Source organism: Galbibacter kalidii, from assembly GCF_026241135.1.
In the GTDB taxonomy this organism is placed as follows: Bacteria; Bacteroidota; Bacteroidia; order Flavobacteriales; family Flavobacteriaceae; genus Galbibacter.
The window spans coordinates 1-16,735 of the sequence record NZ_JAPFGA010000017.1 but is presented as its reverse complement, the minus strand read 5'-3'; the positions used below and the strand labels follow the sequence as shown (position 1 = coordinate 16,735).

Sequence of the window (16,735 nt, the reverse complement as noted above, 5' to 3'; positions counted from 1 at the left end):
TATTTATGTGATTTTATATTAAACCCTAGAAATTATGAAGCGATTAATTATTTTAACGATAGCAGTGTTCTTAGGTACTTTTACAAGTATCGCAGGAACTAATGAGAAGAATATAGAAATGCTGACTCCCAGGTATGGAAACTCAATTATATTTGTTGAAGATGGAGTTACATTTTCAGTATATCCTGATGGTGAATTCGATTTTTATATCGACAACCCTTCCTATTTTGGAGCAGACATCCGCACAGGAAATGTAAATATCAGTTTTAATTCCGGTCACGGATATTATGACCCCTATGTTCAGTATGACGATTATGGAGCGGTGATTCAAGTTGAAAACACACCTATTTATTATGACTTTTACGGACGTGTGTCAAGGATCGGAAGAGTTGATATCCTTTATAGACATAACCGTGTATATCGTGTAGGTGGACTTCATGTTTATTACAACGGTGTTGCGTTTTCACACTTTAGCGGTTATATCAACATATATAACAGAGGGTATGTATACAGACCATTCCACAGGTTTTTTGTGAGACCGAGAATTGGATTCTGCATGGTCTACAACAGACCTTACAGAAGGTATTACACACCTTATAGATATACATACTACAAACCTTACAGAAACAATCGCAGAAGGGCTTATGCCAATGTAGGTAGAACGTATCACTATAAGGAAAACAACTCACGAAGATCGATTTATAGAAACGATAGACGTGTGGTAAGAAGAAGAGATAATGCTACTATAAGCAATATACGTAACAGAAGTTTGAGAAGTAACAACACTAGATCGGCCACTGCCAGAAACAACAGTGCCAGAACACGTAATAGTGTTCGTTCTGAAAACCGTGCCGGCAACAACACTGAAGCACGTAACAGCGCCAGAACACGTACTAGTTTCAGTCCGAACAACAGCCGTAGTAAGGCACGTACTTCAAAAAGTACAAGTATGGATAACAGGACCAGTGTGAGAAAAACTCCCGCACAGACTAGGGCAAACTCTAAAAGCAGGACTATAAAGACTCCTACACGAGCAACAAAAAAGTCTAGCACAAAAGCAAGAGTAAACAGACCTAGCACCAATAACAGAAGTGTGCAAAAAAGATCATCGACTAGAGTAGAAAGACCATCAAGGTCTGTTCAACGTCAGCCTTCTGCAAAGGTAAAAAGAAGTAGCTCGCGTAACATGAGTAGTTCTGCTTCAAAAGCGAGAACGTACAGAAAAGCTACAAAGTCGAGTTCTTCAAGCAAAAGCAGAAGTGCAAGAACAAGAGATAGAGGATAGACTTAAGTTTGTTAGTTAAATAGTTCGTTAGGGATCCGTGGGAAATCATTCTCGCGGATCTTTTTTTATATACTTACCTATCAGTCCGTTGATGTCTTCGGAAAGTTTTAATGTGTAGATGGCACCGACAAACAAAATTGATATCAAAATTGATTTTAAAACAATGTTTATGATGGGATGGAAGTTAAAGTTCCAATAATAAAAAACGAGTAGAAGAAAAGCGATCACGCCAAGCGCCTTCAATGTTTTCCACGTAAAAGGATGCATGTGCAGTTTGGCATTCACAAAATATAGTTTGATGGTATTGTAAATAACAAAAGCTATAAAAGTAGCAAATGCAGCTCCGTTAATTCCCCAAAGTGGAATAAAAATGATGTTCAGCACTATAGTAAGCACAGCCAACAATACTCCAAAGAACAGCACCATTCTGTAATAATCAGAATTGAAGATAATCGCATTGTTGTTTCCCATCAGATTGTCGAACAGTTTGGCCAGTGAAATCAAAAAAACCACTACCACTCCCCCGCTGTATTGCTCCGGCAGTAATTTGTAGAGTTCGTTAATATTCAAAACAATCAGTAAAAAGATGAACCCGCCAATGATAAAAAGATTGATCGAACTTTTTTTGTAGAGCACTTTCAATTCTGAAGAATTTCCGGTGTTCAACAATTTACTGGTGATTGGGTATGTGATTTGATGCATCGCCCGTGCCGGAACCGCAATGACCACTGCTATAAAAACAGCCACATTGTAGTAGGCAATGTTTTCAATCGCTTCAAATTGACCCAGCATTACCTTGTCAATATCCAGTAAAACAGCCGCAATCGAACCCGTTAGGATAATCAGAAAAGAATATTTTAAAACACTGTTATAATTTTTGGGCAGTTTGAAAGTGAAAACCGGCTTTTTAATCATATAAGCACTTATTACCATCAAAAACATTCTGGACAAATAGACCGCCATTAACAGATAAATGAACTGTATTACATTCAAATAACCATAAAACACCAAAAGGAGCAAGACCATAATCACAGCCCTGTGATAGACTTCCTTCAGGAAATTCCCGTAAACCGATTTCATATGCACCTTTGCCCATGCAAAAAACACTTCAAAATAGGCCATGGAAAAAGCAATCACAAAAACCGTCCACACATAGGGAGTTAAAATGGTATTGGTTTTTGTCAATAAGGAAACGATCCAATCATAGCACAAAACACCAATTAACCCTACGGGAATCATCATCAATAAAGGAAGAAGAAACATAAAGCCCGTAAACGCATGGAGTTCTTTTTTCTCTTGATACGAACTGTAGAACTTCACCAAGGTGTTTTGCACCCCAAATGCCATCAAGGGCATCATCACATTTGCCGCTGAAAGTAAATAACCCACCAGTCCGTAGTATTCATCAGTTAAAAAATTGGTGTATAAAAACAAGGTATTTACCGCACCAATGGCAAAACCGAGGTAGGTGGTGATTGTGTTCTTAAAAGTCTGCTTAATAACTATCCCCATGAGCTCAAATAAAATCGGCTAAACGCTTTGTCAATGATTTTCGGTGAAACTTATCGATCGCCGATGAATTTACATACAAATTCTCATTTTTATAGGCTTCATACAGGGAAAGTAGCTTTTTCTTGAGCCTTTCCTTATCCTGATAAGCAAAATATGCCCCTGTATTTGTTTCTTTTAATATACGCTCGACATCCCAATCTTTTGGTCCAACTGCTAAAATAGGCCGCTCCGCAGCCATGTATTCAAAAAGTTTTCCGGGGATAATCCCTCGTGTTTTTTCAGCATCAATCTCGATGAGCAACAACACCTGAGCCGAGTGTTGACATTTTAAGGCTTCTTCGTGGGAAATATATCCGGACAATTTTAAATACGGTTCCAACCCGGCTTTGTGTATACTCGCCAAAACATCTTCACTAACCACACCGGTGAGGTTTAACTGAACATCATCCTTAAAGGTTTTGTGTTCCCGGATCAATTCCTCGATGGATTCCCATAAAATTTCAGGGTTGCGACCTGATAACAAAGAACCTATGTGTGATAGTGTAAACTTTTTATCTAAGTTTATTTTTTCTAATTGATGTGCTGTAAAACCATTGGTAATGACCTCAATAGGTTGTTTGCTGATGCTTTCAAATTCCGCTTTGGTGGTAAAGCTGGTGGTTATGATCTTGTCTGCCATATTCAACACTTTTCTTTCCAGTTTTTTGTGTTGTTTTTGCGCATAGGTCGTCAATTTCAATTCAGAATGATAACCGATATTGGTCCACGGATCTCGAAAATCGACCACCCAATTGATTCCCAATTGTTCTTTCAGCTTTAAACCTATGATATGCAAACTATGTGGCGGGCCTGTGGTAATGACCGTATCGATCTTTTCTTTTTTAAGAAAGGGTTTTAAATAAGTAACCGAAGGGTTTATCCAATATTTTCTGGCATCGGGGATAAAGAAATTCCCTCGGATCCACAAAAGCAATTTTTCAACCAGTGATTGTTTTTTAGCTGAAATGATCCCCTTACTAATCTGCTTTGTTTTCTTTTTTGAAAAGATAGATGCCCAACGGTAGGGCTCTACAATCGGTTTTTTGATAACTTTCAAATCTTGGGGCACTTCAGACAAAAATGAAGCGTCCTCCATCGGGTAATGCGGATTTTCAGGAACATACACTACGGGTTCGATCCCAAATTCAGGCAGGTATTTTACAAAATTCAACCAACGCTGTACTCCCGGCCCTCCTGCAGGAGGCCAATAATAGCATATGATCAATACCTTCCTCATGCCGGAGCTTACTTATCTGTTGATTCAGAAGATTTCTTCTTAAAAGTATAAAAGATACCGCCCAACAATAAAAGACCTAGCAAAAGCGAACTCGCAAGTGCTATTTTACTTCCTTTTTTGACCACATCCGGATCGAAAACAAAAGTGATTTCATGCGCTCCTGCCGGAATTTCCAAAGCCCGCAAAGCGTAATTTGCCCTGAATTCCTCTACTTCTTGTCCGCCGATACTCACCTTCCATCCATGCGGATAGTACATCTCTGAAAAAACAGCAATTCCTTTTTGTGAGTTAGCCGATTTGTAGGTCAATCGATTGGGTTCGTATTCCGTGAGTTCGATGGTTGCTGTTGAATCTACTGTAAATTGTGCCCCATCAACATCATTGAATTTATTTTGATCAAAAACAGCTTCCGTTTTTACATTCAGACTGTCCAAAGCCTGCATTTCTTCATCCGCATTGTTCACCGGAATCAACTTCTCAACAAACCATGCCGGACCGTTTGCATAAGGATTGTTTGCAGGGTACAATTGACCTTTGTCATTCGGACGGATAATGTATTTTACATTCAGCATATTCAAGACACCGACATTGTTGTTCGCGATCTGATATTCAAACAAATCTTGTAAACGTTTTGGTTTTGCCGCATGATATCCACCTATAGATTTATGATAAAAGGAAGTACTCGCTCCGTTAACGCCTTCCGAAGTATTAAAAACCCTGTAATATCCTTTATCTCCAAGGATTTGCTTATCCACAGCTGATGCTTGGAAAGGGGTATCCAACATCCTTGCTGTTACAAAACTATCATCGTTTACATATTGTTTATCCACGCCTACAAGATCGATCAGAAATAATAGTCCGATAGCGATAATCAGGTAGTTTTGCTTAAGTTTTTCTTTAATAAATAACCACAATAGTCCCGCAGCAATAGCCACCAAAACAAAATTCCTGAACAAATCTTTGTTGTACAGCGACATCCTGTCTTCTTTAATTTTAGCCATCAATTGGTTCAGTCCCATTTCATCAAACTGCTGACGGTAATAAGCATCATTAGCATGGGAAAAGTCCAATGTTCCTTTAAAAACAAAAAGCAATACAATCATTCCCAAAGCAACGATAGCCGACCATTTTAAGGCTTTTAGCTTTTCATTTTTATCAATTTTATTGTTAAACAGGCGTTGGAGTCCGAGTACAGCCAACACGGGAACACACAGTTGAAGTATCACTTGAATTGAAGTTACCGCCCGAAATTTGTTGTACATGGGGAAATAATCAATCATTAGATCGGTTAGAATCCCAAAATGCTTCCCCCAGGACAAGGCCAGAGAAAGCACAGTTCCTCCAAGGAGCCACCATTTCAGCTTTCCTACCACCAAAAACAAGCTCATGATGAACAAGAAAATAACCACTGCACCGATATAAAACGGAGCAGCTACAATAGGTTGATCGCCCCAGTACATCATTCTGGAGGCTTGGCCTTTCACAAATTCCTGCGCCTGATTGGCTGGCACGCCTTGATTCACCAAATATTGATAGGTGCTCGAATTATCTCCCAGATCTTCGTCGGTTCCTCCACCTGTCAGTCTCGGAATATAAAGATTTAAAGATTCGAATAGTCCGTAACTATATTGTGTAATGTATTCTTTATCCAAGCCACTGGTCTGCTCTTTAGGCATACCATCCGGATTGATGGTCAGTTCACTTTCCCCCCTCGTACTCCACTGTGCATATTCCTGTGTAGCCATCAAATTCGTCGCGTTGGTCGCAATAGCCAAAACCACAGCTACCGCAAGAATTCCTACAGTTTTGAAAAAATGAGATAATTCTTTCTTTTTAAATGCGTCGATAAGATACACTATGCCCATCACCAAGACCAAGAGCAACAAATAATAAGTCATCTGAACGTGATTTGCACCAATTTCCAAAGCCATGGCAAAGGCCGTCAATAAAAATCCAACCACATATTTTTTTCTGAAAGCCAACACAATCCCTGCCAACACAAAAGGGAAATACCCTACTGCATGCGCCTTAGCGTTATGTCCTACCCCTAGAATACTGATCAGATAGGTAGAAAAACCAAAGGCCAGCGCTCCTATAGCTGCCAGTTTCCAGTCTACTTTCAAGACCAGAAGCAAGACATAAAATCCTATAAAATATAAGAATAGATAATCGGCAGGTCTTGGTAAAAAACGAATCGTTTTATCTAGTTTTTTGATATAGTTATGCGGATAGTTTGCCCCGAGTTGATAGGTAGGCATCCCACCAAACGCACTGTTGGTCCAATAGGATTCCTCCCCTGTTTGTTCTTTGTAGTTATCACGCTCTTCAGACATCCCGATATATTGAACAATATCGCTTTGGAAGATCTTTTTTCCTTGAAGAACCGGCGAGAAATAGACTAAAGAGGCAAGGATAAAAACTAAAAAAACCACAGCATGTGGCCATATTCTTTTCAATTGGTCAGTCATTAATACGGATTTAGGTTAGTCAATTTCCTCAAATTCGATATATTCTCCAACTTTTTCAGAGGATTTTTCGTTTTGTGAATTGCCCGGTTTTTTATCAATTACCGTTTCTCCTTCTTTATAAACCGGTTCTTGTTGTTTCTGATATTGTTGTCCGAATTTCTCGCTAAATTTCTTCTCCATCTTTTTAGAGGCATATTTCATCAGATAAGGCCCAAATAAACGTGACAATATCTTGATGCCGTAATAGACAAGAAGTATGATCAATATGGTTCTTAATAACTGCATAAATCGTTTCTTTTGAATCCCACTAAGTGGGTTTTATTTATTTGTTTGAATACCTCATAGGCTTGCCCCGAGGTAGTTGATTAATAATTCAAAAATACAATACATTGGGCTTAAAACCGGATTTTATCCCTTAAAAAAATAATAAAATCCCGTAAAACCCGATATTATTATACTTTTTTGGGTGTTGGTTACCCTTTGAAACTTCCTCAGGTTTTCAAAACCTGACAGATCCACACAGGGGTAGACAAAATCAAAAAACCCTTGAATATTAAACCATAAACCTTGAATCAATAGCCGATAATATATTTTTCACGATCTTTATAGTCTGATTTGCCTTAAAAAAATTATTTTCGTTGAATAAAACCTGATTTTGATATGAATAAGTTTTTCTGCCTCATCACTATCCTGTCACTAACAAGCCTACAAGTGCGCTCCCAGTATACCGAAATCATCAATTCAAACAGACCCGGGGCATCCTACAGTGCTTTTGCTGTTGGAACCAAAGTGATACAAGGCGAAGCCGGATTTTATTATGAACGTAGGGATCACTCAGGTTTTGAGACTGAAGGTAATCGTTATGGTATGGACTATGTTATTCGATACGGCTTCCTTTTTGAGCAACTCGAACTTATTGTTGACGGAACTTATACCAAAGAAAATATAACTGATCTTTCCACATCGCCTTCGGCGGAATACAGTCGGAGTAATTTTACCAAAAACACCATCGGAGCCAAATACTTGGTATTTGACCCTTTTAGAAATCCTGAAAAGAACAAACCTAATTTATACAGCTGGAAAGCTAACAACTATGTGCAATGGCGTGATTTGATCCCCGCTGTAGCTGTTTATGCCGGAGCTAATTTCAACCTTGGCGACAATCCGTTTTATCCGGACGAGCCCACCGTAACCCCAAAAGTAATGGTTGCTACTCAAAATCATCTTGGCGCAAATTGGGTGTTGGTGATGAATTTTATATATGATAAGTTTACTTCAGACGATCCCATATTCAACTATGTTATGACACTAACACATGCCCTGCCCGATCCGAGATATTCCGTTTTTATAGAACACCAAGGCTTTAAAAGTGATGCCTATGGTGATGGTGTCTTTAGAGGCGGAGCAGCCCGGTTGTTTGGTGACAATATGCAAGTTGATATCTCTATGGGTGTTAACATAAAAGATACGCCTTCACGGTTTTTTGGAGCAGCAGGACTCTCCTATCGATTGGATTTTCATCAAGATAAATGGAAATCCACAGATGAATTTTCCGGAGAGAAGAAAGGGTTTTTAAAAGGATTGTTTGGAGGCAAGAAAAACAAGGAAAATCCTTTTGAAGAAATTGACCAAAATCAGGAGTGATAGACAACCCTCCCCAAAAATCAAAATAACGAATCAAAAAATCTATGATTGAGATAAAACAAGTAACTACAAAGAAACAGTTACAACAGTTTGTTAAATTTCCGTTTAGACTCTATAAGAATTCCGAAAACTGGGTTCCACCCATTATCAAAGAAGAGCTGGCTAATTTTGATGAAGACAAAAACCCGGCTTATAAAGATGCTGACGCTTATTTTTTCCTCGCTTATAAAGACAATAAAATTGCAGGAAGGGTTTGTGCGATTATCAATTGGAATGAGGTGAAAAATCAGGGTAAAAGCAAACTTAGGTTTGGTTGGTTTGACGCGATAGACGATGTAGATGTTACGAAAGCGCTATTTGACAAGGTTTTTGAGATCGGAAAACAAAACCGATTGGAATATGTAGAAGGCCCGGCAGGTTTTTCCAATATGGACAAAGCAGGAATGCTGATTGAAGGATTTGATCGTATTGGCAGCATGCCTACCAACTACAACTATCCCTACTATCCCAAGCATATAGAGCAGGTTGGTTTTAAAAAGGAAGTCGATTGGAAAGAGTTTGAAATCATGGTACCCCTTGAAGTCCCTGAAAAATTAGTCAAATTCTCCAATTTGCTAACAAAGAAATTCAAACTTAAGGTCATTGATCTGCCCAACACCAAGGCACTTCTCCCCTATGCTAAAGATATTTTTGATTTGATGAACCGTTCGTATAAACACCTGGAGTCCTTTACTCCCATCAAACCCTATCAAGTTGAACATTACAAGGACAAATACCTCAAATTCCTCGATCCGGATTTCGTCAATCTCATTGCTGATGAAAATGGAGAATTAGTCGGTTTTTCCGTCATAATGCCTTCTTTTTCCAAGGCTTTACAAAAAGCAAAAGGCAAACTTTTCCCTTTTGGGTTTTATCATTTGTTGAAAGCACAAAAGAAAAATGCTAAAGCTACATTACTACTCATTGGCGTTGCGCCAGAATATATGCGGAAAGGACTTACCGCCATTATTTTCCACAAATGTTATGAGGTTTTTGTAAAAAGGGGCATTACAACTTTAGAAACCAATCCGGAATTGGAAACCAACAACCAAGTACAAGCTCTTTGGAAAGACTACAATCCACAGCTTATCAAGAAATGGCGGACATATAGGAAGGAGTTGTAGGGTTTATCTTAAATTTATTCTGAAATCCTATTTAAATCCACGGTATCTTGTCGTTTATTATGCACAATACCGATAATGACAATCGTTTTTACAGATTCGTCAATGTAGAAGTGAATATTATATGGAAAAATTTTCGGATGAGCTATTCTTATGTTTTTGTAACGAATGGAATAAACCGTAGGCATTTTAATAATTTTGAGAATAGCCAACGCAAAACGCTTCTCTAATCCCTCTTACTGTTCTTTATACCAGATTTTAGCATCTTGAATATCGGTAAAAACCTCATCAAAATATAGCACTTTGTACATTTATATCTCACGCTTTAATTCGGCAAATAAAGACTCAATAGGTTGTAACTTCTCAGGATTTTCGGCTATCGTTGCCAAACGTTGATCGATAAGTTCTTTTTCCCATTGCGGTAAATCGTCATCAAATTGTTCAATTCCCGGATACAGCATTTTTATTTTTTCCCAATCCTTAATAGGAATATAAACACCAGTTGGCTTACCGTTGTCATCTTGTATTACTTGAGTACTCATAATTCTGCCGTTTATATCAAAGTTAGCATTATTTTTAAATTATTAATTACCTACTATCCAAATACACCGTTAATCTTATAAATCTATATACCCGAAAAAACAAAAAATCCGCTAAAAAGCGGATTTTTCTATATTGACATGTTCTGTTTCAATTATTTATCGCCCATAGCGGCTTCTACAGCTGCTGAAAGACGTTTGTAGGTTCCGTTTTCCAAACGATCCCTGATCGCTGAAAATGCTTCAAGCGTAGCTTCAATATCTTCCATAGTATGGGTAGCTGTTGGGATCATTCTCAACAAGATCAATCCTTTTGGAATCACCGGATATACTACTATCGAGCAGAAAACCCCATAATTCTCCCTAAGATCTTTTACTAAAGCCATGGCTTCCGGGATACTTCCGTTAAGGTAAACAGGTGTCACACAACTTTGTGTAGTTCCTATATCAAAACCTCTTTCTTTAAGTCCGTTTTGAAGCGCATTTACATTCTCCCACAACTTCGCTTTAAGTTCAGGCATGTTTCTCAGCATTTCCAAACGCTTTAAAGCCCCTTTTACGTAAATCATCGGCAATGATTTTGCGAACATTTGAGAACGTAAATTGTATTTCAAATAGTCGATCACTTCTTTATCTCCGGCCAAAAACGCACCGATTCCCGCCATTGACTTTGCAAAAGTGGCAAAATAAACATCGATATCTTCCTGAACGCCTTGCTCCTCTCCGGCTCCGGCTCCTGTTTCACCAAGGGTTCCGAATCCATGAGCATCATCAACCAACAATCTGAATGTATATTTTTCTTTCAGCGCTATAATTTCCTTTAAACGGCCTTGTTCTCCTCTCATACCGAAAACCCCTTCAGAAATCACTAAAATTCCTCCTCCGGTCTGTTCGGCCATTTTGGTAGCACGCTCCAAGTTCTTTTCCAAACTTTCCATATCGTTGTGCTGATAGGTAAAGCGTTTTCCCATATGGAGTCGCACCCCGTCTATAATACAGGCGTGTGCATCAACATCATAAACAATGATATCATCTTTGGTTACTAAAGCATCAATCGCCGACACCATTCCCTGATAACCAAAGTTCAATAAGTAAGCAGATTCTTTGTCTACAAATTCCGCCAGTTCGTTTTGTAGTTGTTCGTGAAGGTCAGTATGCCCACTCATCATCCTAGCTCCCATCGGGTATGCTGCTCCGTGTTCTGCTGCAGCAGCTGCATCTGCTTTAAGCACTTCGGGATGATTTGCAAGACCAAGGTAATCATTGATACTCCAGGTAATGACTTCTTTTCCATTGAACTTCATTCTGTTAGAAATTTGTCCTTCCAACTTCGGAAAAACAAAATATCCCTCTGCCTGAGAAGCCCACTTTCCTAATGGCCCTTTGTTCTCAATAATCCTATCAAATAAGTCTCTCATGTAAATGGAGGTTTTCTTTTTGTTTAGAAATAAATGTAAAATTTATAGCACGCAAAAGTAACTAAATTTAAGCTTTTATCATAAACTTTTCACTTTTCTTCTACCAGCTTCTTGAATTGCATTTGAAACATTTTGTCCAAAAACTTGTCCGGCAGTACATGGATCGCCAACCAAAATAACCATTTTTTTGGAGCGACCAAATATCGGGTCTTTTTCTTTTTTCCTTCAGTTATTCCATAAATCAAAGTTGCTACCTCACTTGCATCCAGCGCGTTGCTTTCCATCTGCTTTACAACCTTATTCATATGAGTATAAATCTCCCCATAAGGCGTGTCTTTATATTTATCTACTTGTGTTCCAGCATCGGCTTTAGCCTTGTTCCATATTTCTGATTTAATTGGACCCGGCTCTATAACCGTAACATCGATCCCAAAATCGAGCAATTCCCTTCTCAAGCCATCAGAAATGGCTTCAACAGCATATTTTGAAGCCGAATAGGGCGCCATAAACGGTCGGGTAACTCTTCCTGAACCACTGCTTATGTTAACGATCCTACCCTTGGGTTTGTTGTTATTAAATCCCAATAAAGGTAAAAAAGTTTGCGTAACCCTCATAACTCCTATCACATTTATATCCAGCTGATTGGAAAATTCATCAAGCGGGATATAAGCCAAAGGTCCGTTTACAGACACTCCTGCATTATTCACCAAACAATCAAGTGGTGCATCTCCAAGAACACTTTCCACTTCTTTTAAGGCTTCTTTGATGGCTTTTTCATCAGTTACGTCGAAAAGCAACGGATGAAAATGCTCACCCAATTCTTTTGTCAACACATCGGCATCAGTTTGTTTGCGTACGCTTCCAAACACCCTAAACCCTTTATCTAAAAAAAGTTTAGCGGTTGCATACCCAATACCGGATGATACTCCGGTGATCAATATATTCTTCATTTATTAAATTTTTCCTTGAATGATCAGAAAGGTATTGTATTAGTTCATTCTTTCCAATTCCTTTATGGCTTTTTTGGTATTTCCCGCAGTTGGATCGGTAATGGTAGGTTGGAAAGTAATCCCGACTGACTCGGTAAAAACGGATATACCTTTTTTTTAGGGTTTGGAAATGTATTGAAAACACATAAGGGCAGTCAACGTAATGCCTCGTGCCCAAGGTGAACTACTTTATATATTCTATTTTTTGAGTTTCTTCTGTGTTGACAGAATCAAAAAATCCTTGCGCTTGCATCCAGCCATCACTGTAGATCTTGCTCATATAACGCGAACCGTGATCCGGGAAGATCATAACGATATTGCTATCCTTAGAAAATTCGCTCTCTTTATCCAATTGTTTTACCGCTTGCATCACTGCGCCACTGGTATATCCCACAAAACAGCCTTCTGTTTTAGAAATCTCCCTTGCGGTATGAGCACTTTCCTCATCGGTTACTTTAACAAACTTATTGATCACATCAAAATCTGTTGCAGCAGGAATCAGGTTTTTCCCTAAACCTTCGATGCGGTACGGATAAATCTCTTCTGAATCAAATTCCCGGGTTTCGTGATATTTTTTCAGTACAGAACCATAGGCATCAACACCTATTATCTTGATGTTTGGATTTTTTTCCTTTAAATAACGCCCTGTTCCGGAAATAGTTCCCCCGGTACCGCTACATGCGATTAAATGCGTGAGTTGTCCACCGGTTTGCTTCCATATTTCAGGTCCTGTGGTTTGATAATGCGCATCCATATTCAATTGGTTAAAATACTGATTGATATAGATAGAGCCTTTCATTTCCTCATGAATTCTTCTCGCTACCTGATAATACGACCTTGGATCGTCTGCACTAACATGTGCCGGACAAACATATACTTTGGCTCCCATAGAACGGAGCATATCGATTTTATCTTTTGAGGATTTGGAACTTACAGCAAGTATGCACTCATAACCTTTGATCACACTGACCATAGCGATGCTGAAACCTGTGTTTCCCGATGTGGTTTCAATAATTGTATCTCCCGGTTTTAAAAGACCTCTTCTTTCAGCCTCTTCAATAATGTGAAGTGCTATTCGGTCTTTACTTGAATGACCCGGATTAAAAGCTTCTACTTTAGCGTAGAAATTACCAGTAAGATTTTGGGTTATTTTGCTTAGTTTTAGTAAAGGAGTATCTCCTATTAAATCTAAAACATTGTTGTAAGCTTTTATCTTTTGTTCCATAGAAATTTGGTTAGATACAAATTTGTTATGAATTACTTCAAACCTTGCAAATTTAATTACTTTTTTTTTAATCACTCCTGAATTCCTTCTAAATCCAATAGAAAGGCATATTCTTCTGCGACTTCTTTTAAAGCTTCAAATCTCCCTGAAGCCCCACCATGACCGGCATCCATATTAATATGAAACAAGAGCTGATTATCGCCTTTTTTAACATTTCTTAACTTTGCCACCCACTTTGCCGGTTCCCAATACTGCACTTGAGAATCGTGTAACCCTGTTGTTACAAATAAGTTTGGGTATTCTTTGGTTTCCACATTATCATATGGTGAATAGGATTTGATATAATGGTAATATTCTTTATTGTTCGGATTCCCCCATTCGTCATATTCCGAAGTTGTTAACGGAATGGATTCGTCCAGCATGGTTGTTACCACATCCACAAATGGAACAGCAGCGATCACACCGTTATAAAGCTCCGGAGCAATATTGATCACAGCTCCCATCAACAAACCTCCGGCTGAGCCTCCCATGGCATATAAATGCTCTTCTGAGGTATAATTTCCTTCAACCAAAAACTTAGAACAATCCACAAAATCAGTAAACGTATTCTTTTTTGTCATTAACTTGCCATTTTCATACCAATTTCGTCCAAGGTACTCCCCTCCTCTGATATGGGCTATCGCATAGATAAAGCCACGATCCAACAAAGACAAACGTACCGAAGAGAAATACGGGTCTATTGTAGCTCCATAAGAACCGTAACCGTATAACAACAACGGATTCTTGCCATTTTTCTTTATCCCTTTCTTATAGACCATGGAAATTGGGATCATAGTTCCATCCGCAGCTTTTGCCCACACACGCTCAGAGGTATAATTGTCTTTATCAAACTTTCCTCCCAGGACTTCCTGTTCCTTTTTTACCACTTTCTCCTTGGTAACCATGTTAAAATCGATTGTACTAGCCGGTGTGGTCAAGGAATTGTACACATAACGAAGTGTATTGGTATCAAATTCCAGATTGGTAGAAGGAAAAGCGGTGTAGGTTTCGTTGTCGAACGGAATGAAATATTCATCACTTCCATCCCAAGGTTTTACTTTTATTTTGTTCAAACCATTGCTTCGCTCACTCACCACCAGGTAATCCATAAAGATATCGATATCTTCCAGTAACACATTTTCCCTGTGTGGAATCACTTCTTCCCAGTTTTCCTTAGTGGTCTTTTCCACTGGGGTTTTCATCAATTTAAAATTGGTCGCCTTGTCGGCATTGGTAATCACATAAAATGAGTCTTCATAATGGGCAATATTGTATTCCAGGCCTCTTTCCCTTGGTTGAAAGACCTTAAGCTCATCATCAGGACTATCGGCATCCAAAATACTGTATTCTGATGTTAAAGTGCTGCCCGACCCAAAAACGATGTATTTTCTGGATTTCGTCTTATAAACAAAAGCGCTAAAAGTTTCATCCTCTTCGTGATAAACCAATTCGTCTTCAGTGACATCAGTTCCTAAAACATGCTTGTAAACCTTATCTGAGCGTAGGGTTTGAGGATCTTTTCGGGTATAGAACAAGGTTTTATTGTCATTTGCCCATGTACTCCCTGCCGTGGTGTTTTCTATCGTAGCCGGATAAATCTCGCCCGTTTCCAGATTTTTTATTCTGATGGTATATTTTCTTCTACTGAGCGTGTCCACCCCAAAAGCGGCTAATTTGTTGTCCGGACTGATGTTGATTCCCCTTAAATTAAAATAGGAATAGCCCTCAGCCATTTCGTTGCAGTCGAACATCACCTCTTCTTCGGCTCCTTCTCCATCTTTTTTTCTGATATATATGGGATAGTCTTTTCCTTCTTCATATTTAGTAATGTACCAATAGCCGTTGTATTTATACGGAACTGACTCGTCATCTTCCTTGATGCGCCCTTTCATTTCCTTAAACAAAGCCTCCTTAAAGTCATTGGTATGGGCTGTCATTTGATCGTAATAGGCATTTTCCCTTTCCAGATAATCGATCACTTCAGGATTCTCCCTTTCGTTCAGCCAATAATAATCATCTACTCTGATATCTCCATGCTTTTCCAGGTTAACAGGTTTTTTTTCTGCTGTTGGAGGTATGATGTGTTTCATAGTGTTTTTGTCTTTCTTTTTGCAGGAAGCCGCAAAAATAACACATAGGACAAGAATAGAAGAGCGTAAATTCATTTATATTAATTTTAGGAATAATTACACCTAAATTAGTAATTTTACCGAGATAAAAAAATTAGTGAGTTATGTTTGGAGACCTAATGGGAATGATGGGAAAACTTAAAGAAACCCAACAAAAAATTGAGGAAACAAAAAAACGGCTGGATACAATAACCGTAGCAGAGGAAAGCAATGACAAGCTTATATCTGTCACCATGACGGCCAACAGGGAATTGAAATCCGTTACCCTGTCTGACGAGTTGTTGCAGGATAAAGAACAACTGGAGGATTATTTGGTATTACACATCAACAAAGCCATCGAAAAAGCGACAAAAATAAACGAAGCGGAGCTGGGAGCAGTGGCCAAAGAAGGGATGCCCAACATCCCCGGAATGGACATGTTTAAATAGTTTGGCCTAGAATTTGTTACTTTGTAACCAGAAAAACGAAAAAGATGAAATTTATAGTTCCTTTTTTCTTTTTAGTCCTATTCAATATAAATACTACAACAAGTAATAATGTTGAATGGCTTACTGATATCTCTGAGGCTAAACATATAGCTAAAAAAGAGAATAAGAATATCCTGATGTATTTTACGGGAAGCGATTGGTGCAGTCCGTGTAAAATGCTAAAAGAGGATTTATTTGACAGTGACAGATTCGCAAAATTGTCTGAAAACTACGTTTTGGTAAAAGTGGATATACCAAGAAGAATTGACATTATAACTCCCGAACAACTTAAGAAAAACCGAAAAATGCTTGGAGAATATAATGAGGAAAAAGTTTTCCCGAAAATGGTTTTCCTTAATCATCGCGGAAAGAAAATGGATGAGGTTTCCGGTTATAACTCCCTGAGAGATCCGAGTAATTATTTTGAAATTATCGAAAAATATAAGTAGTAACTGAAATCTAACGGTTAGTTCTACAATCAGTTGATAAAAACAAAAAGAGCCACAGATTGCGGCTCTTTTCATATTTATAATCCTGAGTTGATATTAGTTATTTATCAATCTGAATTCTGTTCTTCTGTTTAC

14 protein-coding genes are annotated in these 16,735 nt (G+C 38.5%); 5 read left to right on the top strand and 9 right to left on the bottom strand.

Going from position 1 to position 16,735, the window contains the following annotated elements:
• The first annotated feature begins 34 nt into the window (after positions 1 to 34).
• Positions 35 to 1,285 (top strand): hypothetical protein, encoded by a 1,251-nt coding sequence (locus tag OOZ15_RS15885; protein ID WP_265957424.1) that lies wholly within the window; start codon positions 35 to 37, stop codon positions 1,283 to 1,285.
• Between the two features lie 45 nt (positions 1,286 to 1,330).
• Here the strand turns inward: OOZ15_RS15885 and OOZ15_RS15880 are convergent, their stop codons facing one another.
• From OOZ15_RS15880 to OOZ15_RS15865, 4 genes are read right to left on the bottom strand one after another with little or no spacing between them, the layout of a single operon-like run.
• On the bottom strand, positions 1,331 to 2,797 hold the full coding sequence (locus OOZ15_RS15880) for an oligosaccharide flippase family protein (protein WP_265957423.1): 1,467 nt from the start codon (positions 2,795 to 2,797) through the stop codon (positions 1,331 to 1,333).
• A 4-nt stretch (positions 2,798 to 2,801) separates the two neighbouring features.
• On the bottom strand, positions 2,802 to 4,073 hold the full coding sequence (locus tag OOZ15_RS15875) for a glycosyltransferase family 4 protein (RefSeq protein ID WP_265957422.1): 1,272 nt from the start codon (positions 4,071 to 4,073) through the stop codon (positions 2,802 to 2,804).
• A gap of 8 nt (positions 4,074 to 4,081) precedes the next feature.
• Positions 4,082 to 6,541, bottom strand: a complete 2,460-nt coding sequence (locus OOZ15_RS15870) for a glycosyltransferase family protein (protein ID WP_265957421.1) — start codon at positions 6,539 to 6,541, stop codon at positions 4,082 to 4,084.
• A gap of 15 nt (positions 6,542 to 6,556) precedes the next feature.
• Positions 6,557 to 6,826 (bottom strand): DUF4834 family protein, encoded by a 270-nt coding sequence (locus OOZ15_RS15865; RefSeq protein WP_265957420.1) that lies wholly within the window; start codon positions 6,824 to 6,826, stop codon positions 6,557 to 6,559.
• 375 nt (positions 6,827 to 7,201) lie between these two features.
• Here OOZ15_RS15865 and OOZ15_RS15860 point away from each other — a divergent pair, with 375 nt between their 5' ends.
• Positions 7,202 to 8,185: a transporter gene (locus OOZ15_RS15860; RefSeq protein WP_265957419.1), complete on the top strand. Its 984-nt coding sequence runs from the start codon at positions 7,202 to 7,204 to the stop codon at positions 8,183 to 8,185.
• 44 nt (positions 8,186 to 8,229) lie between these two features.
• The gene (locus OOZ15_RS15855; protein ID WP_265957418.1) at positions 8,230 to 9,348 is read left to right on the top strand and encodes a GNAT family N-acetyltransferase; all 1,119 of its coding nucleotides are present in this window, start codon (positions 8,230 to 8,232) and stop codon (positions 9,346 to 9,348) included.
• Positions 9,349 to 9,656: 308 nt separating this feature from the next.
• Here the strand turns inward: OOZ15_RS15855 and OOZ15_RS15850 are convergent, their stop codons facing one another.
• The 5 genes from OOZ15_RS15850 to OOZ15_RS15830 form a co-directional block, all read right to left on the bottom strand.
• Positions 9,657 to 9,887, bottom strand: coding sequence for an addiction module protein (locus OOZ15_RS15850; RefSeq protein WP_265957417.1), 231 nt, complete (start codon positions 9,885 to 9,887; stop codon positions 9,657 to 9,659).
• 152 nt (positions 9,888 to 10,039) lie between these two features.
• Positions 10,040 to 11,302, bottom strand: a complete 1,263-nt coding sequence (capB, locus tag OOZ15_RS15845; RefSeq protein ID WP_265957416.1) for a cysteate-C-fatty acyltransferase — start codon at positions 11,300 to 11,302, stop codon at positions 10,040 to 10,042.
• Between the two features lie 89 nt (positions 11,303 to 11,391).
• Entirely contained in the window at positions 11,392 to 12,252 is an 861-nt protein-coding gene (locus OOZ15_RS15840) for an SDR family oxidoreductase (RefSeq protein ID WP_265957415.1), read from the bottom strand.
• 223 nt (positions 12,253 to 12,475) lie between these two features.
• A complete protein-coding gene (gene capA / locus OOZ15_RS15835; protein WP_265957414.1) occupies positions 12,476 to 13,516 on the bottom strand; it encodes a cysteate synthase in 1,041 nt (346 codons plus the stop codon).
• Positions 13,517 to 13,587: 71 nt separating this feature from the next.
• A complete protein-coding gene (locus OOZ15_RS15830) occupies positions 13,588 to 15,645 on the bottom strand; it encodes a S9 family peptidase (protein WP_265957413.1) in 2,058 nt (685 codons plus the stop codon).
• Positions 15,646 to 15,788: 143 nt separating this feature from the next.
• Here OOZ15_RS15830 and OOZ15_RS15825 point away from each other — a divergent pair, with 143 nt between their 5' ends.
• Positions 15,789 to 16,112 (top strand): YbaB/EbfC family nucleoid-associated protein, encoded by a 324-nt coding sequence (locus OOZ15_RS15825; RefSeq protein WP_265957412.1) that lies wholly within the window; start codon positions 15,789 to 15,791, stop codon positions 16,110 to 16,112.
• Positions 16,113 to 16,156: 44 nt separating this feature from the next.
• Positions 16,157 to 16,600, top strand: a complete 444-nt coding sequence (locus tag OOZ15_RS15820; protein ID WP_265957411.1) for a thioredoxin family protein — start codon at positions 16,157 to 16,159, stop codon at positions 16,598 to 16,600.
• Positions 16,601 to 16,735 lie beyond the last annotated feature (135 nt).